A 25286-nucleotide genomic window follows, 5' to 3' on the forward strand; every position below is an offset into this window, starting at 1 on the left:
CTGCAGCACCGAGGAAACGTGAGTGGACCAGTCCACAGCAAGGGCCAATGGGGAGCCGGTGGATCCTTTTCGCCCCCGCCGCCCCTACCCGTCCCGTCCCTGGGGGCTGCCGCCCCCAGCCCCCCGCATCGGCCTGAACGGCCTCGTCCTCAAACGCCGGACGGGCTGAAGATGCGCGCAGCGCCCCTTCAGGGGCGCGGGGAAACTGCGCGACCAGCCCCCACCGGACCCGCAGCCAAACCAACCGGGCGGGCGGGGGACGCGGGGCGCAGCCCCCGCCTCAGGGGCGCGGGGAACTGCGCGACCAGCCCCCACCGGCCGTCTGCCAAAAGGCAACGCGCAGGCGGGGATCCGCGGCGACGCCCTGCGGCAACACCCACCCGCGGGCGAGAGCAACCCCCGTCGTCAGGTAGTGGGGCGGTCCGCCAGTGCGGTGGGCGGCTCGTCGTCCATTTCGAAGGCCATGGGGAAGGGCGCGTGACCGGCGAGGCGGAACCAGCGGACCTTGCGGTGACGACGAAGAGCGCGGGCGGCACGTACCGCGTCGTTGTGGAACCGCCGAGCCATCGGCACCCGCCGCACCGCCTGCGCCAGCTCGGTCGCCGCCGCGTCCCCACCAGGCGCCTCCCGCACCGCCTCCACCTGCTGCACCTCTCCGAAGACGGCCCGCAGGGCCTGGCTGAGGTCGCTCTCGGCCACCTCGCGCTGCTCCTCCTCCGCCTGCCGCGCGGCATGCGCGGCCTCGTAGAGCACGATCGAGGCGGCGGGATCGAGCACCCCGGAGGTCGCCAACTCCTGGGCGACCGAGGCACGGCGCAACAACTGCGCGTCGAGCGCGGCACGGGCGGCGTCGATCCGGGCGTGCAGCCGGTCGAGACGCCCCGCGGTCCAGCTCAGGTAGAGGCCGATCGCGACGAGGCCGACGAGGATCCAGATGAGGGTTGCGGTCACGGGCGGCAAGGCTACCCGGGTGTGCTCACCCCTCCCTCACGTCCCACGCGCAACGGAAACCGCCGGCCGAAGTCCCGGAGGGCGCGGTGAAGGCGTCCGCGCACCACTCCCACACGTTGCCCGAAGTGTTGTACAGGCCGAAGCCGTTGGGCTCGTAGGAGTCCAACGGCCGCCCGGCAGACGGAGAGTTGGAAGAGCGAACCGACCTCTCCGTGTGAACCGACCTCTCCGCGTGAACCGGCCTCCCGTGCGAACCGGCCTCCCCGCGCGCGGGTGCCCAGCACGCCTCTCCCCCGCCCGGCGTCGACGTGCCCCAGCGCGCTCAGTCCCGGGCCAGTCCGAACCTCGCCCGCAGCCCCGTGCGTTCGTCCGCGGCGACCGCCGCCGCACCATCCGTCACCGTCTCGTAGACGGACAGGATGTCCGCGCCGACGGTCGACCAGTCGAAGCGCCGTACGTGGGCGCTGCCCCGCGCGCGGAGTTCGGCCCGGCGCTCGGGGTCGCCGAGCAGCCGCAGGGCCGCGGCGGCCAGGTCGTCCGCGTCCTCGTTGGCGAAGAGTTCGCCGGCCGCGCCCTGGTCGAGGACCTGCGCGAACGCGTCGATGTCGGAGGCCAGCACCGGCGCGCCCGCCGACATCGCCTCCACGAGGATGATGCCGAAGCTCTCGCCGCCGGTGTTGGGCGCCACGTACAGGTCGACGCTGCGCAGGAAGCGGGCCTTGTCCTCGTCGCTGACCATGCCGAGGAACTCGACGCGCGAGCGCATCTCGGCGGGCAGGGACTCGACGGCCTCCTCCTCGTCACCGCGTCCGGCGACCAGGAGCCGGGTCCCCGGACGCTCGGCGAGGATCTTGGGCAGGGCCTTCATGAGGACGGGCAGGCCCTTGCGGGGCTCGTCGATGCGGCCGATGAAGCCGAGGGTGTCGCCCTGCCACTCGGGCTTGGGCTTGGCGCGGGCGAAGAAGTCGACGTCGACGCCGTTCGGGATGACGACCGCGTCGCCGCCCAGGTGCTCGACGAGGGTGCGGCGGGCGTACTCGCTCACCGCGATCCGCGCGCTGATCTTCTCCAGGGCCGCCTGCAGGATCGAGTACGCGGCGACCATGGCCCGGGAGCGCGGGTTGGAGGTGTGGAAGGTGGCGACGATGGGGCCCTGCGCGGCCCAGCACGCGAGCAGGCCGAGCGAGGGGGAGGCCGGCTCGTGGATGTGGATCACGTCGAAGGTGCCGTCGTGCAGCCAGCGCCGCACCCGGGCCGCCGACAGGAAGCCGAAGTTCAGGCGCGCCACGGAGCCGTTGTAGGGCACCGGAACCGCGCGGCCCGCCGAGACGACGTACGGCGGCAACGGTGTCTCGTCGTCCGCGGGAGCGAGCACGGACACCTCGTGCCCGCGGCGGATGAGGTGTTCGGCCAGGTCACGGATGTGGAACTGGACGCCGCCCGGCACGTCCCAGGAGTAGGGGCAGACGATGCCGATCCTCACGGAGTCCTCTTCTCGGAATCCTTCTGGGCGTTGTCGGAATCCCTGTTGTCAGGATCCTTCCCTGGATCGAGATCCTTGAGCCACAAGCGCTGCAGCATGTGCCAGTCCTCCGGATGTTCGGCGATACCCGTGGCGAAGGCGTCGGCCAGCGCCTGTGTCATGACAGACGTCTTCTCGGCCCGGGTGCCTGTCTCGGGGACCTCGACGGGGGGATGCACACGGCCCTGCATCACGGGTGAGTCGTCGTACCAGAGCGTGACCGGCAGAAGGACGGCTCCGGTCTGCTGGGCGAGCAGCGCCGGGCCCGCGGGCATCCGGGTCGTCTCGCCGAAGAACTCCACCTCGACGCCCGAGGCCGACAGATCACGCTCGGCGACCAGGCAGATCAGTCCGCCGTCCCGCAGCCGCCGCGCCAGCGTGCCGAACGCGGTGCCGCCGCTGTGCGGCAGGACCTCCATGCCGAGACCCTCGCGATAGGCGACGAAACGGTCGTACAGCGACTCCGGCTTGAGGCGCTCGGCGACGGTCGTGAACGGGGTCTCCAGCTTGGTGGTGACCCAGGCGCCGGCGAGGTCCCAGTTGCCCATGTGCGGCAGGGCCAGGATGACGCCCTGGTCGGAGGCGAGCCCGTCCGTCAGATGGTGCACGTCCTTGCAGTCGAAGCCCGTGCGTACGCGCTCCTTGCTCCAGGCGGGGAGGCGGAAGGACTCCATCCAGTAGCGCAGGTACGAGCGCATGCCCGCCCGGGAGAGCTCGGCGAGCCGCTCCGGGGTCGCGTCGGGCAGCACGCGCGCGTAGTTGCTCTCCAGCCGTTGTACGCCCTTGCCGCGCCGTTTCCAGGCGATGTCCGCGATCGTGCGGCCCAGGCGCACCGCGACCGGCTCCGGAAGCTTCTTGACCGTGCTCCAGCCGAGCGCGTACGCCCCGTCCACCAGCCTCTCCTGGAGACGGGTCACGACGTGGCCCCGCTGTTCTGCGCCGCGGCCGCGGCGTCCGCCTCTGCGGACTCCCGGCGCACCGTGACGACGCGCTGGATCAGCGTGACGAGGCTGCCGACGGCGACGATCCACAGCGCGACGGGCAGCAGCCACTGGATGCCAGGCACCCCGAACTTGTGCAGCCCCGCGAGGCCCGCCGCGACCAGGGAGATCACCAGGCGCTCGGCGCGCTCGACCAGGCCGTTCACGGCGACGGGCAGGCCGATCGACTCGCCACGGGCCTTGGTGTACGAGACCACCTGGCCGCTGGCCAGACAGAAGATCGAGACGGCGCACAGGGCGTTGTTGTCGCCGCCGCCCGCGTACCAGAGCGCGAAACCGCCGAAGATCGCGCCGTCGGCGACCCGGTCGAGCGTGGAGTCCAGGAAGGCGCCCCAGCGGCTGGAGCGGCCGAGCTGGCGCGCCATGTTTCCGTCGACCAGGTCGGAGAAGACGAAGAGCGTGATGACGATCGTGCCCCAGAAGAACTCCCCCCGGGGGTAGAAGACCAGCGCGCCCGCCATGACTCCGGCCGTACCCAGGAGGGTGACCGTGTCGGGGCTTACCCCCCGACGGATGAGAAACGCGGCGAACGGTGTGAGGACACGCGTGAAGAATGCACGCGCGTACTTGTTCAGCATGGCCTTCCCGAGGGTCGGTGTCGCCGCGCGGCCCCTGCTGGCCACCGGCTGGCCCATCGTAGCCACGCGCGCGCTTGTGCGACGGCCGGGCACCCGCACCCCGTGTCACGGTGGGATGCCATCGATGTCACGGCGGGATCGCGTCCCCCGTATGGACGCACCGTGACGCGAGTGCAAAGCTCGAAGACACCGCGGGCGTCATCGGAGCCGCACCGCACGCGGATCCGGCCACGCCCGCGCCCAAAGAGACCTCACCGTGCACGGGAGGCAAGACCATGGGCGACAAGGCGAACGCACACCCCGGAGCCGCCGGCAGGGCTACAGCGGCCGACCACCCCGCGTCCGTACGGAATGTGGTGCTGGTCGGCCACAGCGGATCCGGCAAGACGACATTGGTGGAAGCTCTCGCGCTGACGGCGGGAGCAGTGAACCGGGCGGGCAGGGTGGAGGACGGCACCGCCGTCTCCGACTACGACGAGATCGAGCACCGGCAGCAGCGCTCGGTGCAGCTGTCCCTGGTACCCGTCGACTGGGACGGATACAAGATCAACATCATCGACACCCCCGGATACGCCGACTTCGTCGGGGAACTCAGGGCCGGTCTGCGCGCCGCGGACGCGGCCCTTTTCGTCGTCTCGGCCTCGGACGGGGTGGACGGCTCGACCCGGATGGTGTGGGAGGAGTGCGCGGCGGTCGGCATGCCGCGCGCCATCGTGATCACCCACCTCGAGTCGGCGCGCGCCGACTTCGACGACATGACGCGGATCTGCGCCGAGGCCTTCGGCGCGGACGACCCCGACGCCGTACTGCCGCTGTACCTGCCGCTGCACGGCGCGGAGGGGCCCGACGGGCACGCCCCTGTCACCGGGCTGATCGGGCTCCTCACACAGCGGCTGTTCGACTACTCCTCCGGGGAGCGCAAGGAGGCCGAGCCGGGACCGGAGCAGCTGCCGCTGATCGAGGAGGCGCGCAACCGGCTGATCGAGGGGATCATCGCCGAGAGCGAGGACGAGACCCTCATGGACCGCTATCTGGGCGGCGAGCAGATCGACGTCAAGACGCTCGTGCAGGACCTGGAGCGGGCCGTGGCGCGCGGGGCCTTCTTCCCGGTCCTGGCGGCCGCACCCGCCGCCGAGGGCGCCCGCCAGGGGCTCGGCACCGTCGAGCTCCTGGAACTCGTCACGGGCGGCTTCCCGACCCCGCTGGAGCGCCCGGCGCCCACCGTGACGACACTGGAAGGCCTGGAACGCGAGGTCAAGGCCTGCGATCCGAACGGACCGCTGGTCGCGGAGGTCGTGAAGACGGCCAGCGACCCCTATGTGGGCCGGGTCTCCCTCGTCCGCGTCTTCTCGGGCACCCTGCGACCCGACGAGACGGTGCACGTCTCCGGGCACGGCCTCGGCGACCGCGGGCACGAGGACCACGACGTCGACGAGCGCGTCGGCGCCCTGTCCGCGCCGTTCGGCAAACAGCAGCGCTCCTTGACGCACTGCATCGCGGGCGACCTGGCCTGCGTGGCCAAGCTCAACCGGGCCGAGACCGGTGACACGCTCTCAGCCAAGGACGACCCGCTGCTGATGGAGCCCTGGCAGATGCCGGACCCGCTGCTGCCGCTCGCCATCCAGGCACACAGCAAGGCCGACGAGGACAAGCTCTCGCAGGGCCTGGGCCGGCTGGTCGCCGAGGACCCCACCATGCGCCTGGAACAGAACCAGAACACCCACCAGGTCGTTCTGTGGTGCCTGGGCGAGGCCCACGCCGACGTCGCCCTGGAGCGGCTGCGCAACCGGTACGGCGTCCAGGTCGACGTGGTCCCGCACAAGGTCTCCCTGCGGGAGACGTTCGCGGACAGGGCCGCGGGGCGCGGCCGCCATGTGAAGCAGTCCGGCGGGCACGGGCAGTACGCGATCTGCGAGATCGAGGTCGAGCCCCTCCCGAACGGCTCGGGAATCGAGTTCGTGGACAAGGTCGTCGGCGGGGCCGTGCCCCGGCAGTTCATCCCCTCCGTCGAGAAGGGGGTGCGGGCCCAGGCCGCCAAGGGCGTGGTCGCGGGCTATCCCCTCATCGACGTACGGATCACCCTGCTCGACGGCAAGGCGCACTCCGTGGACTCCTCCGACGCGGCGTTCCAGACCGCGGGCGCGCTCGCCCTGCGTGAGGCGGCCACCGACACCAGGATCCATCTGCTGGAGCCGGTGGCCGAGGTGACGGTCCTGGTCGGCGACGAGTACGTGGGCGCCGTGATGAGCGACCTGTCGGGGCGGCGCGGCCGGGTGGTCGGCACCGAGCAGGCGGGCGGCGGACGCACGCTCGTACGGGCCGAGGTCCCGGAGATCGAGATCGGGCGGTACGCCGTGGATCTGCGCTCCCTCTCGCACGGCACCGCACGCTTCAACCGCACCTACGCACGGCACGAGCCGATGCCGTCACAGATCGCCGAAAGGATGCGCGAACAAGCCCAGAACGCCTGACAGTTCGACTCCCTTCACCCTCGGCGGGCGGCTTCGGCCGTCCGCCGACGAATGTCGGTCGCGGCCGATACTCTGGGAACTGATCAAGACGATGACCTGATCAACAGGTGTGCGGGGCAGGGAAGTCGGGAAAGCCGCAGGAGCGGGGGCGGCGGCGATGGGGGCGGAAGTGGCGTTCGACGGTTTCGATTTCACTCCCGGGGCGCAGGTGCCGCTCTCGGGTTCCGCGGGACAGACGGCGGCGACCTTCGCCCTGGCCTCGGCGGCGTACCGGGACAGCGATGTCGGCGAGATCCTCAAGGCGAACAACCAGTGGCACGAGTCCACCGTCAACCCGGGCCGCAAGTGGGCCACGATCTTCAGGCCCAACCTCGGCGAGGCCTTCGGGCGGGCGGTGGTGGACCGCATGCTGGGCGCCGGCCGCAAGCCCCTCATCCAGTCGTTCGGCACCGAGCCGCAGGTCGTCGTCGAGCACTGCCTCGCGGCGAACCGCATCCGCCGGGAGCGGGACAACTGGCTGTCGGCCGTCATGGTGCTGTGCGGTGTGCTGTTTCTGCCCGGGCTGCTGGTGTGGCTGCTGGTCTTCCAGCTCCGGTCCATGATCGCCAAGCAGACGAACAAGCGCGCCGGCGCCCTCGGCACCACGCTCCTGGTCGCCTTTGGCGCCCTCGCCGTGGTCTTCCTCGTCCGCATGCCCTTCACCGGCTTCTGGGCCTGGTACGCGCGTGCGTCGGTGGTCCTCCCGGTGATCGGCTGGCTCTGGGCCAAGCAGATCTGCGAGCGGACCGCCAAGGACCTGCGCGCGCGCTGGGACAGCCTGCTGTCCGGCGGCGGCCTCGGCGCCAAGATCCCGGAGGCGGTGCCCGGCAGCCCGGGCGAGACGGCGGCCGAGCGGCTGCGCCAGGCCCTGGCCGCCCTCAGCGCCGAGCAGCAGTCCAACTCGGTGTTCTACGCCGGACCCAAGGGCATACTCGGCATGGGCACCCGCTGGGGCAGCTGGCAGCTCGCCGAGGACCTCGTCCCCAAGGACCCGGACAAGGAGATCCACCCCTTCCGCAGCTGGGACGTCGTCCGCAACATCCACGACAAGCTCCGCATGCTGGAGCGCGGCCCGCTCAACACCGGTGGTTTCCCCACCCCTTCGATCAAGCACTGGATCGTCTCGCCGATCGGTGAGAACGCCAAGGAGGTGTCCCGGCCGGGCGGCACGGACGTCGAGGCGTACACGATCAAGAGCCACGCCATACAGGACATCTGCAACAAGCAGCAGTTCGGCAGCGGCCAGCGGCACTACCTCGGCGTGCAGTGGACGCTGTGGGACGGCCAGTTGATCATCACCATGCTGATCACCGTGACCGTGCTGCACGAGACGCTGCGCATCGAGGTCACCGGGCACGCCCTGGGTCCCGTGCACTCCCTGTTCACCAGCAAGCCCGAGGCCCCGACGAAAGAGGTCGCCAAGGCGGTCAAGTTCTGGGAGACCCGCAAGGTGAAGCTGCCGCTGGTCACCACGGACGAGGTCGTACGTCTCACCGCGCGCGCCCCGCTCACCGGGTACCCGCCGCTGCTGAACTGGCTCGGCGGCAAGCTGACGCTCCCCGAGCCGTTCGGCCTGCGGCACGCGTGGGCCGACCAGCCCTGGCGGCACCGCTTCATGGCCGACGACGCGCTGCGGGCGGCCACGCCGGTGCTCCGTGTCGTGCACGCGGCGGCGATCAAGGTGCTGGACGAGAACGGGGTCGACACGGAGAAGTTCGGTAACCGGTCGGCGTTCCTCAGCACGGCGGTGCAGGATCCGTCGCCTCGGAAGGCGGACCTCTACGATGCGTGAGCCTCCGGCGGAGGAGCGGGATGGGCCGGTGCGCAGAGTGACGGTCGTCAGGGGCCGGTCGCGCAGTTCCCCGCGCTCCTGAAGGGGCGCATCGACGGGGCGCCTGTCAGCAGGCGCCCCGTTTGAACTAGTGCGTCGGCCAGGCCTCTGCCAGCATCTTGCGGGTGTCGGCCAGGAGCTGCGGGAGCACCTTGGTGTGGCCGACGACCGGCATGAAGTTGGTGTCGCCGCCCCAGCGGGGGACGATGTGCTGGTGGAGATGGGCGGCGATGCCCGCGCCCGCCACCGTGCCCTGGTTCATGCCGATGTTGAAACCGTGCGCGCCCGAGGCGGTGCGCAGCGCGGTCATCGCCTGCTTGGTCAGCTCCCCGAGCTCGGCGGTCTCCGGGTCGGTCAGGTCGGTGTAGTCCGCGACATGGCGGTAGGGCACGACCATGAGGTGGCCGCCGTTGTACGGGTACAGGTTGAGCACCGCGTACACCTGCTCACCGCGCCTCACGATGAGCCCGTCCTCGTCGGACTTGGCGGGGATCGAGCAGAACGGACAGCCGTCGTCGGCCCCCGGGCCGGTGGGCTTGTTCTCGCCCTGGATGTAAGCCATCCGGTGGGGCGTCCACAAGCGCTGGAACGCGTCCTGCGTTCCCACTCCGATCTGCTGCTCCGGCTCACTCGTCATGTGGTGCAGCATATTGCTTCGCCCGTTCGCGGCGTGTCGGCGGGGCTCTGCCGAATGCTCGCCGGGCCAAGCTGGGCCGATGGACGACGACAGCCGACAGGCCCGGTGGGAAAGGCGCACCGAGGTCCCGCTCAGCCTGGCCTCGGCGTTGTTTCTCGCCGCGTACGCCGTCCTGGTCCTCGGGCACACGCTGCCCGCCGTCTGGCGACAGGTCTGTGTGGCGGCGATGCTGGCCGCATGGGCGCTGTTCGGCGTCGACTACGCGGTGCGCTGGGGTCTGAGCGGACAGCGCCTCGGCTTCATCCGCGCGCACCCGGTGGACACGGTGGCGCTCCTGCTGCCGCTGCTGCGTCCGCTGCGCATCGTCAAGGTCTACGAGGCCGTACAGCGTCATCGTGGGGAGCCCCGTCTCTCCTTGCATGCGCGCGTGGTCTTCTACGCGGGGTTGTCGGCCGCGCTGCTCGGCTTCGCGGGCTCCCTCGCCGTCTACCAGCAGGAGCGCGGGGCGCCGGGCGCCTCGATCCGGACGTTCGGGGACTCGGTGTGGTGGACCTGCACCACGCTCACGACGGTGGGGTACGGAGACGTGGTGCCGGTGACCCCGATGGGGCGCACGATCGCGTCGGTGCTGATGGTGGGCGGTCTGGCGCTGCTCGGCGCGGTGACCGGCTCGTTCTCGTCCTGGCTGCTCCAGGTGTTCGCGCGCGAGGACGAGAACGACGGGGACTACGGGGACAGGGGCAGGAAAAGGCCCCCGGGGAGCTGAGCTCTCCGGGGGCCTTGCGTCACCTGCGCGTCAAAGAGGCACCGGACGCGTCGGACCTGCGCGTCAGACCTGCGCGCGCTCCTCGACGACCTTCATGATCTTGGCGATCGCCTCGTCGACCGGGATGCCGTTCTCCTGCGAGCCGTCGCGGTAGCGGAAGGAGACGGCGCCGGCCGCCATGTCCTCGTCGCCCGCGATGACCATGAAGGGCACCTTCTGCTTCTGGGCGTTGCGGATCTTCTTCTGCATACGGTCGGAGGATCCGTCGACCTCGACCCGCAGCCCCTTCTTCTTCGCCTCGGTGGCGAACTTCTGCAGGTACTCCACGTGCGCGTCGCCGATCGGGATGCCGACCGCCTGCACGGGCGCCAGCCAGGCCGGGAACGCGCCCGCGTAGTGCTCGAGGAGCACCGCGAAGAAGCGCTCGATGGATCCGAACAGCGCGCGGTGGATCATCACCGGACGCTGCTTGGAGCCGTCGGGGCCGGTGTACTCCAGGTCGAAGCGCTCCGGCAGGTTGAAGTCCAGCTGCACGGTCGACATCTGCCAGGTCCGGCCGATCGCGTCCTTGGTCTGGACGGAGATCTTCGGACCGTAGAACGCGGCGCCGCCCGGGTCCGGGACGAGCGGGAGGCCCTGCTTCTCGGCCACCTGCCGCAGCGTCTCGGTGGCCTCCTCCCAGACCTCGTCGGAGCCGACGAACTTCTCCGGGTCCTTGGTGGAGAGCTCCAGGTAGAAGTCGGTCAGGCCGTAGTCGCGCAGCAGGTTCAGGACGAAGGTGAGCGTCTTGTCGAGCTCCTCCGCCATCTGCTCCTTGGTGCAGTAGATGTGCGCGTCGTCCTGCGTGAAGCCACGGGCGCGGGTCAGGCCGTGCACGACGCCCGACTTCTCGTACCGGTACACGGTCCCGAACTCGAAGAGGCGCAGCGGCAGTTCACGGTACGAGCGGCCGCGCGCGTCGAAGATCAGGTTGTGCATCGGGCAGTTCATGGGCTTGAGGTAGTAGTCCACGCCCTCGTCGAGCTGCATGGGCGGGTACATGCCGTCGGCGTACCAGTCCAGGTGGCCCGAGGTCTCGAAGAGCTTCCCCTTCGTCGCGTGCGGGGTGTAGACGAACTCGTAGCCCTCTTCCTCGTGGCGGCGCCGCGAGTAGTCCTCCATGACCCGGCGGATGATGCCGCCCTTGGGGTGGAAGACGGCGAGGCCCGAGCCGATCTGGTCCGGGATGGAGAAGAGGTCCAGTTCGCTGCCCAGCTTGCGGTGGTCGCGCTTCTCGGCCTCCACGAGGAAGTCGAGGTGCGCCTTCAGCTCCTCCTTGGAGGGCCAGGCGGTGCCGTAGATGCGCTGGAGCATCGGGTTCTTCTCGCTGCCGCGCCAGTACGCGGCGGCGTTGCGCATGAGCTTGAACGCCGGGATGTTGCGGGTGGTGGGCAGGTGGGGACCGCGGCAGAGGTCCTTCCAGCACAGCTCGCCGGTCTTGGCGTCGAGGTTGTCGTAGATCGTCAGCTCGCCGCCGCCGACCTCGACGTCCGCGCCGTCGTCCGAGGACGCGGAGCCCTTGATCCCGATGAGCTCCAGCTTGTACGGCTCGGCGGCGAGCTCCTCGCGGGCGTCCTCGTCGGTGACCACACGACGGGAGAAACGCTGACCGCGCTTCTGGATCTCCTGCATCTTCTTCTCGATGGCCTTGAGATCCTCGGGCGTGAACGGCTTCTCGACGTCGAAGTCGTAGTAGAAGCCGTCCTTGACCGGCGGGCCGATGCCCAGCTTGGCCTCGGGGAAGAGTTCCTGCACGGCCTGCGCCATGACGTGCGCGGTGGAGTGGCGCAGGATGTTGAGGCCGTCCTGGGAGGAGATCTCGACGGGCTCGACCTCCTCGCCGTCCCGCACCTCGTACGCGAGGTCCTTCAGCTCGCCGGCCACGCGGGCCGCGACGATGGTGCGCTCGCCCGTGAAGAGGTCGGCGGCCGTAGTGCCCGTCGTCACCACGCGCTCTTCCCGCTCGGAATCGCGTTGGATGATCACACGGACGTCTGACACCGGTCTCTCCTGACTGAAGGGGACGCGCACCTTCTCTTACGTACGCAATACAAGGGCGATCGTACCGAGCCCGGGGTGCCCTCCGCGAAACGGTTACCGGCAAAGCTCCACAAAGCCCTCAGTCCCCGCTGCACGCCTCCTCGAAGAAGTCCAGGTTCTCCTGGAGCGACTTCATCAGCCGGTCCCGCTCGGCCTCGTCCACCTGCACCGGTACGACCCCGGAGGCGTCGGTGAGCCTGCGGAAGCCGCCGCGGCTCTCCAGCCGCCCCAGCACCCGCACCGGCAGCCCCACCAGATGGGCGTGGCCCGCTATCCGGTACGCCTCCTCGTCGAGCGTCATACGGACGTGCTGGACCTCCGCTCCCGCGATCACCCGCAGCCGTACGGTGCCCTCGCTGCGCGGCTGGGACCTGCGCATCCGCACCACGGCGCCGGTGAGGCGCACCGGTACGGACGGTTCGGCGCGCAGATAGCGGGCCCCGGCCTCGCGCAGGACGGGCAGGTCGCCGGGCGAGAACTCGACGGCCTCGTCGGGCGCCGCACAGCCCTCGGGGACCCCGGCGGCGGGCGCCCACTCGACGGCGATCCGGGCGCCCTCCGTGCCGCGCACGAGGGCGACGACGGCCTCGGTGAGTTCATGGCTGACGCCCGCCTCGACGGCCGCGTCGAAGGCGTCCATGCCGCCGGTGGCCCGCTGGTAGTCGATGGCCTCGCGGGCGGCGTACAGCGCCTGGTGCAGGCGTACGGACAGCGGCCGGCCGGTGTCGACGGGCACGAAGGCGGTGAGCCGGCGCCCGCCGGGGTCGGCGCCGACGAGGACGTTCTCCAGGGAAGCGGCGGCGGGCCTGCGGTGGCGGGCGCCGTAATAGCCCGCACGCGCGCGTGTGGCGAGCGCCGCCGCGAGCAGCATCGAGCGGGCGGCCGAGCGCAGCCGCTCCTCCACGCTCCAGGACGTGGCGCCCACGGGTCCGGTCGGCACATCGCGCCACCAGCGGATCTCGTCGCTGGGCACGGCGAGGGCGACCAGGACGTCGCGCGCGGACGGCGCGCCGCTGCGGGAGAGCGCGAGGAGCGCCTCGCCGAGGAGGTCGTCGCTGTCGGGGAAGGCCCGGTTCTCCGGCACGAGCAGGCTCGTGCCGCCGCCACCGGGCCCTGGTGGGGTCCACCGGCCGTACCGTCCGGCCGCTCCGCCGCGGCGCTGCCAGCCGTGGCGGTGCAGCAGCGCGCTGAGGACGGCGGGGTCGACCTGACCCGGCTCGGGCGGCTCGGTCCAGTGGGACTCGACGGGGTGCGGCCTGACCGGCCGGAGCGGTTCGCCGATGGAGTCGATGGGGCGGTGTGTCAAGGTTTCCCTCCCGTCCCGACCCTCGTCATGATCTCGCAGAGCGCCCTGTCGTCGAAGATGCGCGAGGTCGGTATACGCACGGTGGTCCGGCGCCGGCCGGTGATCGCGTGGCCGGCGAGGTTGATCCAGTAGCAGCAGTGCCGCAGGTCGAGGCGGTCGTGGCTGGCGCGCAGCCAGTCGTCCTGGGACCTGGGCACGAGCATCACGACCAAAATCTTGTGCACCGAGACCGGGGTGCGGGCGAGCTTCGCCAGGTGCTCGTTGTCGAGCGTGAAGGAGAAAGCGGGCCCGGGCGGGTTCGGCGGGATCTGGTACGTGCACTTGAGCTGCACCTTGATGGTGACTTCGTCGTCGACCGTGTGCCCGGGGGCGCTGTGGCTGACGTGCCAGTCGATGCCGTTGTCGGGAAAGGGCTGGGACAGCGAACAGCCCGCCGCGGCCGCGACGGCGTGCAAGTAGCCCACCTGCAAGGTCTCCATGCAGGCGGTGGTGGCGAGTGTGCCGCGATGGGGTGCCGTCCGCTGGGGCAGCAGCCCGCCCCGCTCGGGCTGCGCGAGTGCCATGAGTCCAACAGCCTTCCAAGCCAAGTGATTCCCCGCGACGGGCCGCTGAACTGCAAAGACCCGTACCTGTGTTGTCTCCTTCCGGCGTACGGCGCAAACAGCCCGGGTATCACCAAACGGGCAGAAGACGGTGCGTCAGCTGCCGTGGGTGAACGAGGAGTTGTGTACGTATGACGTGCTGGTACGAAGGCCCTTTGGCCGCGTTCGACACGGAGACCACGGGCGTGGACGTCGAGACCGACCGGATCGTGTCGGCCGCCGTCGTCGTCCAGGACGCCGCGGGTTCCCGGCCCCGGGTGACCCGCTGGCTGGTCAACCCGGGAGTGCCGGTGCCCGCGGGTGCGACGGCGGTGCACGGGCTGACAGACGAACACCTTCAGCGCAACGGCCGCTGGCCGTCGCCGGTGATGGACGAGATAGCCAGGGTGCTGGGCGAACAGGCCGCGGCGGGCCGCCCGCTCGTCGTGATGAACGCACCGTTCGATCTGACGCTCCTGGACCGGGAGTTGCGCCGCCATCGCGCCACCAATCTGGACCGGTGGTTCGAGCCGGCGCCGCTGCGTGTGCTCGATCCGCGGGTTCTGGACAAACATCTGGACCGCTATCGCAAGGGCCGCCGCACCCTGACCGACCTGTGCGCGCACTACGACGTGGTGCTGGAGGGCGCGCACGACGCGGCGGCGGACGCACTGGCCGCCATGGAGGTCGTACGAGCCGTGGGGCGTCGTTTCGCCACCCGGCTGGAGCGGCTCTCCCCCGCCGAGCTGCACACCCTGCAGTCGGTGTGGCACGCGGCACAGGCGCGCGGCCTTCAGGCGTGGTTCGCGCGCAGCGGTTCACCGGAGGCGGTGGATCCGGCGTGGCCGCTGCGTCCGGAACTGCCGGCGGCGGCCTGAGCCCGCGCGGGACAACGAAAAACCGGTCCGTCTGTGACGGACCGGTCTTCTCCGGGTGGGCGATACTGGGTTCGAACCAGTGACCTCTTCGGTGTGAACGAAGCGCTCTCCCACTGAGCTAATCGCCCGGGAACGCACTGAACAATACAGGTCCCTGCGGGTGTGGTTCAAACCGCTTCAGGGTGAGCCGTCAGTCACCCGTGAGTCGGGCCGCCAGTCCACGCTGTCCCGCGCGCATCATCAGGGCGTGGTTGACGCGGAACACCGGCCGTCCCGGCACCGCGAACCGCCGCATCAGCGGCTTGCTCACGTCGACCTCCTGGTCGTACTGGGCGCGGGTGCCGGACCCGGCGGTGGTGAGCGTCCAGCGCGCCCAGCCGTCGAGGTCGCCCGCCATCGCGATCTCCAGGACCCCGGCCGCCGGGTCGCGACGCAGCTCGCGCGCCGTGAACACCAGGTCGTAGGGCAGGAACGAGCGGATGCGCATGGTGCCGCTGCGTTCGTCGATCCGGGTCACCTCACGGACCTGGGGCCACCAGCGCGGGTAGTCCTCGGCCTGTTCGAGAACGGGGTAGACCTCGGCGGGCGGCGCGGGCAGGGCCCACACACTGCGGAAGCGGTAATGGCTCCAGTCCATGGACGGAGTGTGCCCGAGCGGGCATCTGAGTACGACATGAGTACGCGCACTCATGCCGGAGAAGGTGACCGGGACCACACTCCCGGAATATGACCCACCTTCCGCCCCCGGCCGAGGAGTTGCGGCTCCTGGACACCGAGCTGCGGCAACTCGACGCGCGCCGGGCCCTGTTGCTGGCGCGCCGCGCCTGGCTGATCACCGCGCTCCGGCCGCCCGTGGCCCTCCCGCTCCCGCCCCCGCCCGTACGCCGGCCCGAGACCACGGCGCCCCGCGTCCAGAACGTGCTGCTCGTTCTCGGCGGCGCCCTCCTGACCATCGCCGCGATCGCGTTCACGCTGGTCAGCTGGGGCCGGATGGGGATCGCCGGGCGGGCGCTGGTGCTGGGCGCGGTGACGCTGGGCGCGCTCGGCTCACCCGTGCTCCTGCTCCGGCACAGGCTGCGCTCGACGGCGGAGGCCGTGGCGGGGCTGGGGCTCGCGCTGACAGTCCTGGACGTGTACGCGGTGCACGAGGTCGCGCTCCCCGACACGAACGGCCTGGGCTACGCGGCCGTCGCGTCGGCCCTGCTGGCGGCCCTGTGGACGGCGTACGGACTCGCACTCGGCGGGCCGCGCCGGACGACCGGTGAACCGGCCACCCCCGCGCGGCTCCCGCTGCGCCTGCCCCTGCCCACCGCGCTGGCCGCCGCGCAGCTCCCGCTGATCCTCTGGGCGGCGGCGGCCGACGCGGGCGCCCCCGCCATGACGGCCGCGCTGCTGGTCACGGCGGCGCTCGACACGGCCGTCGCGCTCCGGGTGCCCGTGCGGTCCGTATGTCTCGTCGCCGCCGTGGGCGCGTACGGCCTGGGCGGCTGGGGCTCCTTCGCGGCCGGCTGGCTGTCCTGGACGGCCACCGGTCCGAGCGCCGTCGCCCGTGCGGCGGCGCTCCTCCTCTTCGCCGCGGCGATCGCTCTGGCGGCGGCGTGGCGGCTGCCGGACACGAACGTCGCCACCTGGGTCGCCTCGGCCGGCGGCCTGCTCACGGTCGCCGCGCTCGGTGGCGTCCCGCGCTCGTCGCTGCCGGGCGAGTGGACGGTTCCGGGGTATCTGGTCTGCGCTGTGGCCCTGTTGGCGGCCGTACGCACCCGGCTCCCCGAGCCGATGAGGCGCGGCCTCGCCCTGGCGGCCGGTTCCGTGCAGGCGGTCGCCGTGGTGTGGGCGCTGCCGCCGGTCGCCGTCGCTCTGCTGGGCCCGGTGGCCTGGGTGGGACATGTCTGGACCGGGACCCCCTCGACCGCGCGCGAGGCGGTCGCGACCGACGGCGTCCCCTGGCCTCCGTACGCGGCCACGGCCCCGCTCGTCCTCGTGGTCGTCGCCGCCGTCCTCGCCGTGGCCGTCCGCGGTACGCAGTGGCGCCCCAGGGCGACGATCGGCGCGTCGGTCCTCGTCTGGGCGGCCGCGCTCGTCCTTCCCGCGGCCCTCGACATCTCTTACTGGGCCGGGATGTCGGCGCAAGGACTCACGATCGTGGCGGCGCTGGCGTACATCGCCCGCTCGGCGGAGCCGCGCCCGGTCCCCTTCCTCCTGGCCCTCGTCAGCTCGGTGAGCCTCGCATGCCTCTCCCTCGCCGCCGAGGGCACGACCCTCGGCGTCCTGGCCACGCTGACCGTGCTGTTCGCCGCCGTGTCCGGGCGCTCGCGCCTCGCCCCGGTCGCCGCTCTCACGTACGCCACCGCCCTGGCCTGTGCCGTGGGTGGGTCCCTCGGCTGGCAGCCGCAGTACATCGCGCTGCTGGTCCTCCTCGTACCGGTCGTCGCGGCCCTGCTCGCGGCACGCCTCGCCGGCTCCCCCACGCGTGTGCCTCTCGAGGTGACGGGCGCCGTCGCCGGGCTGCTCGCCGTCGGCCTCGCGGTGCCCGACCCCCCGATGCTGGCCCTGGTCCTGGCCCTGTGCGCGGTGATCGCCGCGGGCACCGCCGTACGAGAGGACCGGCGGCCCGCCGGTTACGCGGCCACCGCCCTGTTCGTGCTCGCCGCCTGGGTCCGGCTGGCGTGCTGGGGCGTCGGCTCCGTCGAGGCGTACACACTGCCGGTGACCGTCCCGGCGCTGCTGGTGGGGGCCGTCGCGCGCCGCAAGGATCCGCTGACCTCGTCCTGGACGGCGTACGGAGCGGGGCTGTCCGTCACGCTCGTGCCGAGTCTCCTGGCGGCGTGGATCGACCCCGACTGGCCGCGCCCCCTGCTGCTCGGTGTCGCGGCCCTCGTGGTCACCCTCGTGGGTGCCCGGCACCGGCTGCGGGCCCCGCTCGTCCTCGGGGGCGGCGTGCTCGCGCTGGACGCCCTGCACGAACTCGCCCCGTACCTCGTGCAGATGGCGGGCGCGCTGCCGCGTTGGGTGCCTCCCGCGCTCGCCGGTCTGGTGCTGCTCGCACTCGGTGCGACGTACGAGCAGCGGATCCGGGACGCGCGACGCGTGCGGGACGTCCTCGGACGGATGCGCTGAAGGGACGGTCCGAACTGCGGCCACGTCGTGGCCGGTCGCACAGTTCCCCGCGCCCCTGAAGGGGCGCGGCAGAACCCCCGGTTCAACGGAATCGCCCAGCGCCGCTCGCCCTACGGCATCTTGTCGCCGAGCAGTGCCAGGTTCTCAATGGCGGCGAGGCCGTACAGGGCGCTGTCGTTCGAACTGACCCAGTTGGCCTCGCTGCCGGGAACCAGCGTGACCGGGCCGCTCAGCGGCTCGGTCTTCCAGGGCGAGGACTCCATGTAGCCGTCGGAGCTGTAGAACTTCGTCCACGCGCGCTTGGCGAGCGTCGCGTCGCCGGTCTGGAAGGCGGCGTACGCGTCGAGGCGCGAGTGGCCCTGGAACAGCAGCAGGGAGCCGAAGTTGGAGCCGTAGCGCGCCGCCTGTTCGGTCTTGGTGGCGTTGAAGTAGCGGCAGTAGTCGAGGTAGACCTCCTTGAACTTCGGCACGTCGACCAGGTCGATCAGCTCGGCGCACAGTTCGTTCAGGCCGAAGACGGCGGAGAGGTGCGAGACCGAGACGACCGGCGCGGAGGCGATGGCGAACCTGCCGGTGTCGAGGTCGTACAGCCCGCTGCCCTGGACGAAGCCGTTGGGCTGGGCGGCGATCGTCTCCATCGTCGACAGCACGCGCGCCTTGGCCTTCTCCCACTTCGGGCCCTTGCGCTCCCACTCCGTGAGCCAGGCCGAGACCAGCCCGCTCCAGTCGGTGCCGAAGCCGATGGACAGGGCGTGCCGGTCGGGGGTGTACGGCTCGGTGCGGATCTTGCGGATCGGGTCGAGGACGAGGAACGTCTCGTCGGAGTCGACGTTGGCGTGCATGAGGTCGCCGACCCGCTCGTCGGCGGTGAGGTAGTAGTAATAGCGGCGGTATGTGGTGTTGGCGATGCGCTGCTGTTTGGCGCTGTCGGCGTAGTGCTGCACGCCGTGCCGGGTGCCGAGGCCCGCCCACTGGCCGAGGTGGTAGACGTCGACCTCGCCGGTGTGCCGGGTGAGCGCCTCGGCGAAACGGAAGATGTCCGAGCGGCCCGAGCGGAGATAGGCCATCCAGAGCCAGATGTCGGGCGACAGCTCGGAGTTGTCCCAGGCGTAGCCGCCGACGTCGTAGCGCCACTGGTGGCGCACGGTGTCGTACGAGTGCATGAAGTCGCCGTAGTCCCAGAAGCCGTACCAACGGCGCATCTCCACCTGGTCCTTGTAATAGGTGAAGAGGAAGTCGAGGTGGTCCTCGATCTTCGCCTTGGCGGCGGTGGAGCGGTCCGGCTCGGAGAAGAGGCCGCCGAAGACCTTGGCCTTGATGAGCTGCTTGGGCGGCGCGGCGAGTTGTGGCAACACACGTACGGCCGCTACCTGTTCGGCGAGCGTCTCGGGTGTGGGCGTCGACTCGTTGGCCCAGAAGAGGAGTTCGGAGGTGCGAGCGATGCCGTAGGGCGTGCCGAACTCGGGTTCGTAGTCCTCGTAGGTGATGTTGAGGCCTTCGAGCTGCTCGGCGTAGGTGTCCTGGCCCATGCCGTCGTGGTAGAAGCGCAGGTCCATGGGCTGCGCCTCGGGCGACCAGAGCCAGAGGGTGACCTCGGCCTCGTCGGTCGCCGCGTCGCGGATGTCCAGCTGCGCCGGGTACTTCTCCCAGAAGTCCCTGAGGCCGAAGGAGAGACCGCCGCTCGCCCCGCCGACGTAACCGAACCCGCTCGCCCGGTGTCCCCCGCCCGCGCCGATCCAGCCGTGGCCCTTCTTGGTGCGCTTGCGCAGGGTGAAGCCGTCGGCGGAGAGCTGGGAGAGGGTGTAGTCGCCCCACTCGGGGATGTACTGGAGGCGGGTCGTCACCCGCTGGTCCCAGGTGGACGGGTCGGGCAGCTTCTCGCCCGCGAACTGGGCCGCCTGCACGGCCGCGCCCGGGTCACGGCGCAGCCCGGTGATGCCCTGCACGGCCTCCCGCAGCAGACCGGAGCCGTCGCCGCCGATGCGGATGTGCCGGTCGTACGCCGCGTCGCGCATCGGCACGTTGAAGCGGACGCCGAGGCCGCGGATGAAGTCGCCGCTCGTCTTCCCCGGCTCCTGCTTCCCGTCGAAGGTGATGGTGTGCACCATCCGGAAGGAGTCGGCGCCCGCGTAGAAGTACAGCCGGATCGAGAACGGCAGCCAACTGCGGCTGCCCTTGCGGTGCTTGCCGTCGACGCGGACGACGGCACGGACCGGGCCCTCCTGCTCGACCGTGACCTCGGCGATGACGCTCTCGAACCGCTCGTACTTCTCCGCGCCCTGGTCGTCGTCCTCGATCTCGGGCTGGCGGATCAGCACCAGCCGGCCGTCCTTGGCGATCTCGGTGGAGCCGCGCTTCACCGATTTGACGAGGGTGGAGCCGCTCTTGCCGATCTTCGCGGTGATGACGCCGGTCGAGACGTCGATGGTGCCGCCGTGCTTATCGACGGTCACCTTCTTGTCGGGGGCGGTGGGCGTACCGGCGGCGAGCGTGAGCTTCCCGGAACCGGAACTGACGGCGTGCGCGGTCCACTTGAGGGAGCCGTCCGGCCAGTACGCGATCGGCCAGGACTGCACCGGCACGTCTTTGCCGGAGGCGTCGGTGAGCGCGAAGGTCTGGTCCTGCTGGTACGCGCCCTTCGGCCAGGGCACGCCGACGGTGGAGCCGGGGGCGGCACCAAGGGCGCCGTCCTCCAGCCAGTCCAGGGTCACGGGGTCGGTGTCGGCTGCCTCGGATCTGGCGGCGGCCTGCGCGTTCGTGCTTCCCAGGGCCCAGCTGAACTGTGCGGCGGCTCCGGCGACTGCGGCCGCCTTCAGCAGGGACCTGCGGGGGATGGGGGACATGGCCTTTCCTTTCCGTGCGGGGAAGTCAGGGGCATGACAGAGCGAGGTACGACGCCGGGGGCGCCGACCTGCGAGGAGCTCAGCGGCGGCGGCGCGCCTCGACGGCGACGGCCGCCGCCGCGACGGCCCCCAGGACGGGGACCGCAAGCGGCGCGACGAACAGGGCGGAAGCGGCCACGACCGCCAGTCCGCCCACGAGCAGGAACGAACCGGCCGGGTCGAGGACCGTACGGCGTCCTGCCTCCGCGAGCAGCGCCCGCCAGGAGGCGCCGGGTTCCCAGACGGCCGCCGCGCGCAGCCCGGACACGACGAGGCCGATCAGGGCGAAGAGACCGACGGCCCCGACGAGCGGGCCGCCGGGGACACCGGCGCGCACGGCCTGAACGTCCACCCAGACCGCGGCGGCCGCGGCCCAGCCGGCGACCCCGGCGATCCACCCGCCCCGGACGGCCGCCCGGAAGTCGGCGACGAACTCCCTGAAGCCGCCCGCCTCGTGGGACGTACGCCGCCGCAGATGCCGTGCACCGGCCGCGAACGCGGCGGGGTAGGTGACCAGCGGCAGCGAGGCCACCGCGATCCACACCCCGGTGAGCAGGCACTCGGCGAACACGGCGAAACGCTCGGCGAACACGGATTCGCGAGGTGCCTTGCGCGCCTTCGCTCGCCTCTTCCGCTCCGCCCGCGCCCGCAGCTGGCTGGTGGCCATCTCAGCCCTTCAATCCGGAGGTCGCCATACCGTCGATCAGGTAGCGCTGGAAAGCGAGGAAGAAGAGGAGCACGGGCAGCAGGGCGACCAGCGACATCGCGATCATGCCGCCGTAGTTGGCGACGCCCTCCTGGTCGCGGAACATCATCATGCCGAGCGAGACCGTGTACTTGCTGGGCTCGTTGAGGTAGATCAGCGGGCCCATGAAGTCGTTCCAGGCGTTGATGAAGGTGAAGATCGCGCTGGTGATGAGGGCGGGGCGGCACAGCGGCAGCACGATCGACCAGTAGATCCGCAGATGGCCACAGCCGTCGAGCCGGGCCGCCTCGTCCAGTTCGCGCGGCAGGTTCCGCATGAACTGGACCATGAGGAAGACGAAGAACGCCTCGGTGGCCAGGTACTTGCCGATCAGCAGCGGAACGTAGGTGTTGACCAGTTCCATCTTCTGGAACATCACGTACTGCGGGATGAGCAGCACGTGATACGGCAGCAGGAGCGTGCCGATCATGAGGGAGAACAGCAGGTTCCGCCCGGCGAACCGGATCTTGGCGAAGGCGTAGGCCGTCAGCGAGCAGGAGATGAGGATGCCGACGACGGAGCCGAGCGCGTAGAAGAGGGAGTTCTGGAAGAAGGTCGCGATCGAGATGTCCGCGATGCCGTCGGCCAGGCCCTTGAAGTTGCCGAGGACGGGGCTGGTCGGCAACAGGTTCAGGCTGCCGATGATGTCCCGGCTGGGCTTGAACGAGGCGCCGATGACCCAGATGACGGGATAGAGGACGACCGCGAGGATCAGCAGCGCGCCGATGTGCCAGACCAGCGAGCCGGCACGCTTGCGGCCACCGGCCTCCAGTGGCTTGCGCAGGGTGGTGCTCATCGGGCGTCCTCCTCGTAGTGCACCCAGCGCTTCTGGGACCAGAAGAGGACGGCCGTCACCAGCGCCACGGCGAGCAGCAGCATCCAGGCCATGGCCGACGCGAAGCCCATCTGGGACTCCCTGAAGCCCTTCTGGTACAGGTAGCAGGTGTAGACGAGCGTGGCGTCCGCCGGTCCGCAGGTGGCGTTGGAGACCACGTACGCCGAGCCGAAGATCTGGAAGGAGTGGATGGTCTCCAGGAGCACGTTGAAGAAGAGCACCGGCGAGATCATCGGCAGGGTGATGCTCCAGAACCTGCGGAAGGGTCCGGCGCCGTCCACCTCGGCGGCCTCGTACAGCTCCCTCGGCACCTGCTTGAGTCCGGCGAGGAAGATCACCATGGGTGCGCCGAACTGCCAGACGGTGAGCGCGACCAGGCTGTAGAGCACCCAGTTCGGGTCGCCGACCCACCCTCCCGTGTGGAAGCCGAGGAACGACTGCGTGCGGTCCACGATGGCGTCGTCGGAGAAGAGCGCGCGCCACACGAAGCCGACGGAGACGCTCGCCCCGATGAGCGAAGGGGCGTAGAAGGCGGCCCGGTAGAAGGCCTGCCCCCGTCGGCTCTGCGCGAGCAGCAGGGCCACTCCGAGCGCGAGCAGCAGCTTGAGCGGGGTGCCGATGACGACGTACTTGGCCGTCACCTCGACCGACTTCTGCCACCGCGGATCGTGGAACATCTTGGTGAAGTTGTCGAAGCCGATCCACTTCGGCGAATTGAAAAGGTTGTAGTCGGTGAACGCGAAGTAGAGGGAGGCGGCCATCGGGCCGGCGGTCAGCAGCAGGAAGCCCGCGATCCACGGGGACATGAAGAGATAGCCGGCGAGGTTTTCCCGGCGCCCCCGCCGCTTTTTGGCGGCGGGGGCCTCGGGGCGTATCTCCGGGGCGTCGGGCGGAGAGTCCTTGACGAGCGTCACGGCGGTTCCCATCAGGCGGCGAGGGCGGTCTTCGCCTCGGAGAAGAACTGCTTGACCGCGTCGGCGACCTTGGTCGTGCCCTGCGACATGTCACCGCCGATGCGCAGGAAGGCGGACTCGCAGGTGTCGGCGCCCGCCGGGTGCGGGGTGATGGCGCCGAGCACTCCGGCCGCGGCGACATCCGTCTCGTACTTCGCGATCGCCTGGTTGGGCGCGTCGGCCGGCTTGTACGCGTCGAACTGCTCGGTGGTGGCGAGGATGCCCCGGTCGTAGCCCATGATCTTGCCGACCTCGGGGTCGTGGACCATGAAGTTGATGAACTGGGCGACCTCCTTGGGGTGCTTGGTGCGGGCGGAGGCGCTCAGCATCAGGGAGGCGAGGTACTGACCGGTCTGCTTGCCGTCGGTGGTCGGGATCGGCGCGAGGCCGTAGGTGCTGGTGCCCTCGGCGGTGTAGCGGACCGTGAAGTTGTCCCAGGTGAACTCGGAGGCGCCGTGGGCCGCCGAGAGCGAGGACTTGGGCTTGTCCTGCTCGACCCGCTTGGGGTCGGTGACGATGCCCGCCTTGACGCGGTTGTAGCCGTCCGTCCACCACTCCGTCAGGTCGGCCTCGTCGAAGCCGAGTCCGTCCTTGGTGAAGAACGCCTTGCCGTTCTGCCGGAGGTAGAGGTCGTACAGATACATGATGCTGAAGTAGCCGGTGTCGCCGGGCAGCTTCTGGGTGTCGTGGATCTTCTTCAGGGCGGCGAAGTACTCGTCCCAGGTCCAGCCCTGCTTCGGCTTGATGCCCGCCTTCTCAAACACCTTCTCGTCGATGACAAGTGACATGGTGTTGGATCCGACCGGAATACCGAGCTGCTTTCCGTCGACCTGACCGACCTTCTCGACTCCGGCGCGAAAGTTGTCGAGGCTCAGATTTCCCGCCTCTATCTGAGGCTTGAGGTCGAGCAGGATGCCTCTCTTGTCGTACTTCCGCAGGAATCCGACCGCGTTCTGGAATACGTCCGGGGGATTTCCTCCGGCGGCCTGGGTCTGGAACTTCTCCCAAAAGGCCACATAATCCTGGAAGTCGGTCTTCACCTTGATCTTCGGGTACTTCTTCTCGAAGAGCGCGATGGACTGGTTGATCCTCTTCGCCCGCTCGTCGGCACCCCACCAGGCGTACCGGATCGTGACCGTCCCGTCCCCGGAACTGCCGCTGTCCCCGCCGCAGCCCGTCGTCGCGGCCAGCCCCAGCGTGGCCAGTGAAGCTCCGGCCGCCTTGAGGACCGTACGCCTCTCAACACTCCCGTTGTTACCCACAGTCGGGCCTCCCCGCGACGTCGTTGCCACCTGCATGAATCGTTTCAAGTAAGCGCTTGCTGGCACAAGGTACGGAGGGCTTCCAGGCGCGTCAATGATTCGGACAGGAATTGATGTGACGCGGTTCGGCCGCGTGGCGACGGGTGTTGGGGGCGCCGCCCCCGCCGGGGTGCCTGAATGTGCAGGTCCGGGGCGTGCGGTCGGGGTGTCGAACAGAAAACGACGGGTCGGGCGAGCGCGGGGCCGGGCCGAAAACAACTGCCGCGCGGGTGGGATGCGAGGGGCGTGGCGGCAGCGGAGGAGGGGTGGGTGGACCGAGAGTGAGGGGGTTGGGGGGTGTGGTTTCACTAGGGGGCGGTGGTCGAACTGGCCTACGTGCGGGTGGGGTTGGTGGGGGGTGGGGAGGTGGGCAGGGGGTGGGTTTCGGGGGCTCGGGGGCCTGGACGGGCCCTGGTAGGTCTGGATGGGCCTGGGTGGGGTGTTCCGACGGGCGGGTTGTGCGCGTACCGACGGGGGCTGGCTCGGGCTGGTCCGGTGTTCGCCCTGGTCGGCGGATCGGCGTGGGGGCCCGCGATGCGGAGTTCAAGACTTCGCAGGGCACTGCATGCAACGTGCCCGGCGCCGGACGGGCTGGCGGAGCCGCGTGGTCCACATGTCTGGACCACATGACGGGGCACCACCGGTGCGGGCGGAGATCGGGTCGGGCGCCCCCCGAGGGAACGGGCATCTACCGAGGTCAGCGGCCTGGGAGAGGTTTACCGCTCGCCCGGAGTCCGTGTGCGGGAGGGAGATCGGAGGTGTGGGCGGGGCCGGGTCCGCGCGGGGGCGCCGGCGTCGATTCCGATGGCGGCG

Annotated in this window: 19 protein-coding genes, 1 tRNA gene and 1 pseudogene; 5 read left to right on the forward strand and 16 right to left on the reverse strand. The window is 70.5% G+C overall.

What is annotated here, in order from left to right:
* Positions 1-405 precede the first annotated feature (405 nt).
* From OG798_RS13785 to pgsA, 5 genes and pseudogenes are all read right to left on the reverse strand, one after another.
* Positions 406-951 carry a hypothetical protein gene (locus OG798_RS13785; RefSeq protein WP_054233941.1) on the reverse strand — a complete coding sequence of 182 codons (546 nt, stop codon included), beginning with the start codon at positions 949-951 and terminating at the stop codon, positions 406-408.
* Positions 952-976: 25 nt separating this feature from the next.
* A pseudogene (locus OG798_RS13790) lies at positions 977-1183 on the reverse strand (SUMF1/EgtB/PvdO family nonheme iron enzyme); the annotation flags it as partial.
* A gap of 90 nt (positions 1184-1273) precedes the next feature.
* Positions 1274-2434: a glycosyltransferase family 4 protein gene (locus tag OG798_RS13795; protein WP_095855768.1), complete on the reverse strand. Its 1161-nt coding sequence runs from the start codon at positions 2432-2434 to the stop codon at positions 1274-1276.
* Positions 2431-3390, reverse strand: coding sequence for a phosphatidylinositol mannoside acyltransferase (locus tag OG798_RS13800; RefSeq protein ID WP_095855767.1), 960 nt, complete (start codon positions 3388-3390; stop codon positions 2431-2433). Before OG798_RS13800 ends, OG798_RS13795 begins: the two co-directional genes overlap by 4 nt.
* A complete protein-coding gene (gene pgsA / locus OG798_RS13805) occupies positions 3387-4109 on the reverse strand; it encodes a phosphatidylinositol phosphate synthase (RefSeq protein ID WP_079064919.1) in 723 nt (240 codons plus the stop codon). Before pgsA ends, OG798_RS13800 begins: the two co-directional genes overlap by 4 nt.
* Positions 4110-4327: 218 nt before the next feature.
* Between pgsA and OG798_RS13810 the strand changes: the two genes are divergently transcribed.
* Complete coding sequence (locus OG798_RS13810; protein WP_328757088.1) at positions 4328-6523, forward strand: elongation factor G-like protein EF-G2; 2196 nt, start codon at positions 4328-4330, stop codon at positions 6521-6523.
* 157 nt (positions 6524-6680) lie between these two features.
* Positions 6681-8354, forward strand: coding sequence for a hypothetical protein (locus OG798_RS13815; protein ID WP_095855765.1), 1674 nt, complete (start codon positions 6681-6683; stop codon positions 8352-8354).
* A gap of 127 nt (positions 8355-8481) precedes the next feature.
* On the opposite strand, the gene OG798_RS13820 is transcribed toward OG798_RS13815, so the two are convergent.
* A complete protein-coding gene (locus OG798_RS13820) occupies positions 8482-9042 on the reverse strand; it encodes an HIT family protein (protein ID WP_095855764.1) in 561 nt (186 codons plus the stop codon).
* A 67-nt stretch (positions 9043-9109) separates the two neighbouring features.
* On the opposite strand from OG798_RS13820, the gene OG798_RS13825 reads away from it, so the two are divergent.
* Positions 9110-9796 carry a potassium channel family protein gene (locus tag OG798_RS13825; protein WP_267061305.1) on the forward strand — a complete coding sequence of 229 codons (687 nt, stop codon included), beginning with the start codon at positions 9110-9112 and terminating at the stop codon, positions 9794-9796.
* Between the two features lie 63 nt (positions 9797-9859).
* Here the strand turns inward: OG798_RS13825 and thrS are convergent, their stop codons facing one another.
* From thrS to OG798_RS13840, 3 genes are all read right to left on the reverse strand, one after another.
* Positions 9860-11836 carry a threonine--tRNA ligase gene (thrS, locus tag OG798_RS13830; RefSeq protein ID WP_095855762.1) on the reverse strand — a complete coding sequence of 659 codons (1977 nt, stop codon included), beginning with the start codon at positions 11834-11836 and terminating at the stop codon, positions 9860-9862.
* Between the two features lie 118 nt (positions 11837-11954).
* Positions 11955-13181, reverse strand: a complete 1227-nt coding sequence (locus tag OG798_RS13835; RefSeq protein ID WP_328757091.1) for a hypothetical protein — start codon at positions 13179-13181, stop codon at positions 11955-11957.
* The gene (locus OG798_RS13840) at positions 13178-13744 is read right to left on the reverse strand and encodes a DUF4365 domain-containing protein (protein WP_054233932.1); all 567 of its coding nucleotides are present in this window, start codon (positions 13742-13744) and stop codon (positions 13178-13180) included. Before OG798_RS13840 ends, OG798_RS13835 begins: the two co-directional genes overlap by 4 nt.
* 170 nt (positions 13745-13914) lie before the next feature.
* On the opposite strand from OG798_RS13840, the gene OG798_RS13845 reads away from it, so the two are divergent.
* Positions 13915-14640, forward strand: coding sequence for a 3'-5' exonuclease (locus tag OG798_RS13845; protein ID WP_060902366.1), 726 nt, complete (start codon positions 13915-13917; stop codon positions 14638-14640).
* A 56-nt stretch (positions 14641-14696) separates the two neighbouring features.
* Here OG798_RS13845 and OG798_RS13850 read toward each other — a convergent pair.
* Together OG798_RS13850 and OG798_RS13855 are read right to left on the reverse strand one after the other, a co-directional pair.
* Positions 14697-14768: transfer RNA gene (locus OG798_RS13850), tRNA-Val, on the reverse strand.
* A 62-nt stretch (positions 14769-14830) separates the two neighbouring features.
* Positions 14831-15277, reverse strand: coding sequence for an SRPBCC family protein (locus OG798_RS13855; RefSeq protein WP_267061306.1), 447 nt, complete (start codon positions 15275-15277; stop codon positions 14831-14833).
* An 89-nt stretch (positions 15278-15366) separates the two neighbouring features.
* Here OG798_RS13855 and OG798_RS13860 point away from each other — a divergent pair, with 89 nt between their 5' ends.
* Positions 15367-17757 (forward strand): SCO7613 C-terminal domain-containing membrane protein, encoded by a 2391-nt coding sequence (locus OG798_RS13860; protein ID WP_328757094.1) that lies wholly within the window; start codon positions 15367-15369, stop codon positions 17755-17757.
* Positions 17758-17867: 110 nt separating this feature from the next.
* On the opposite strand, the gene OG798_RS13865 is transcribed toward OG798_RS13860, so the two are convergent.
* From OG798_RS13865 to OG798_RS13885, 5 genes are all read right to left on the reverse strand, one after another.
* Entirely contained in the window at positions 17868-20600 is a 2733-nt protein-coding gene (locus OG798_RS13865; protein WP_328757095.1) for an exo-rhamnogalacturonan lyase family protein, read from the reverse strand.
* A gap of 79 nt (positions 20601-20679) precedes the next feature.
* Complete coding sequence (locus OG798_RS13870) at positions 20680-21306, reverse strand: hypothetical protein (RefSeq protein ID WP_267061308.1); 627 nt, start codon at positions 21304-21306, stop codon at positions 20680-20682.
* 1 nt (position 21307) lies between these two features.
* Positions 21308-22180, reverse strand: coding sequence for a carbohydrate ABC transporter permease (locus OG798_RS13875; RefSeq protein ID WP_097226424.1), 873 nt, complete (start codon positions 22178-22180; stop codon positions 21308-21310).
* Positions 22177-23145, reverse strand: a complete 969-nt coding sequence (locus OG798_RS13880) for a carbohydrate ABC transporter permease (RefSeq protein WP_254649031.1) — start codon at positions 23143-23145, stop codon at positions 22177-22179. Before OG798_RS13880 ends, OG798_RS13875 begins: the two co-directional genes overlap by 4 nt.
* Positions 23145-24434, reverse strand: a complete 1290-nt coding sequence (locus OG798_RS13885) for an ABC transporter substrate-binding protein (protein WP_095855756.1) — start codon at positions 24432-24434, stop codon at positions 23145-23147. The genes OG798_RS13880 and OG798_RS13885 overlap by 1 nt, the downstream gene beginning before the upstream one ends.
* Between the last annotated feature and the right edge of the window lie 852 nt (positions 24435-25286).

Origin of the sequence: Streptomyces sp. NBC_00271, assembly GCF_036178845.1 — a bacterium.
In the GTDB taxonomy this organism is placed as follows: domain Bacteria; phylum Actinomycetota; class Actinomycetes; order Streptomycetales; family Streptomycetaceae; genus Streptomyces.

Excerpts from the sequence above, each read along its gene's own strand:
- pgsA (WP_079064919.1), bottom strand. The coding sequence starts at position 4,109 with ATGGGCCAGCCGGTGGCCAGCAGGGGCCGCGCGGCGACACCGACCCTC.
- OG798_RS13810 (WP_328757088.1), top strand. The coding sequence starts at position 4,328 with ATGGGCGACAAGGCGAACGCACACCCCGGAGCCGCCGGCAGGGCTACA.
- OG798_RS13815 (WP_095855765.1), top strand. The coding sequence starts at position 6,681 with ATGGGGGCGGAAGTGGCGTTCGACGGTTTCGATTTCACTCCCGGGGCG.
- OG798_RS13820 (WP_095855764.1), bottom strand. The coding sequence starts at position 9,042 with ATGCTGCACCACATGACGAGTGAGCCGGAGCAGCAGATCGGAGTGGGA.
- OG798_RS13825 (WP_267061305.1), top strand. The coding sequence starts at position 9,110 with ATGGACGACGACAGCCGACAGGCCCGGTGGGAAAGGCGCACCGAGGTC.
- OG798_RS13840 (WP_054233932.1), bottom strand. The coding sequence starts at position 13,744 with ATGGCACTCGCGCAGCCCGAGCGGGGCGGGCTGCTGCCCCAGCGGACG.
- OG798_RS13845 (WP_060902366.1), top strand. The coding sequence starts at position 13,915 with ATGACGTGCTGGTACGAAGGCCCTTTGGCCGCGTTCGACACGGAGACC.
- OG798_RS13855 (WP_267061306.1), bottom strand. The coding sequence starts at position 15,277 with ATGGACTGGAGCCATTACCGCTTCCGCAGTGTGTGGGCCCTGCCCGCG.
- OG798_RS13860 (WP_328757094.1), top strand. The coding sequence starts at position 15,367 with ATGACCCACCTTCCGCCCCCGGCCGAGGAGTTGCGGCTCCTGGACACC.
- OG798_RS13865 (WP_328757095.1), bottom strand. The coding sequence starts at position 20,600 with ATGTCCCCCATCCCCCGCAGGTCCCTGCTGAAGGCGGCCGCAGTCGCC.
- OG798_RS13870 (WP_267061308.1), bottom strand. The coding sequence starts at position 21,306 with ATGGCCACCAGCCAGCTGCGGGCGCGGGCGGAGCGGAAGAGGCGAGCG.
- OG798_RS13875 (WP_097226424.1), bottom strand. The coding sequence starts at position 22,180 with ATGAGCACCACCCTGCGCAAGCCACTGGAGGCCGGTGGCCGCAAGCGT.
- OG798_RS13880 (WP_254649031.1), bottom strand. The coding sequence starts at position 23,145 with ATGGGAACCGCCGTGACGCTCGTCAAGGACTCTCCGCCCGACGCCCCG.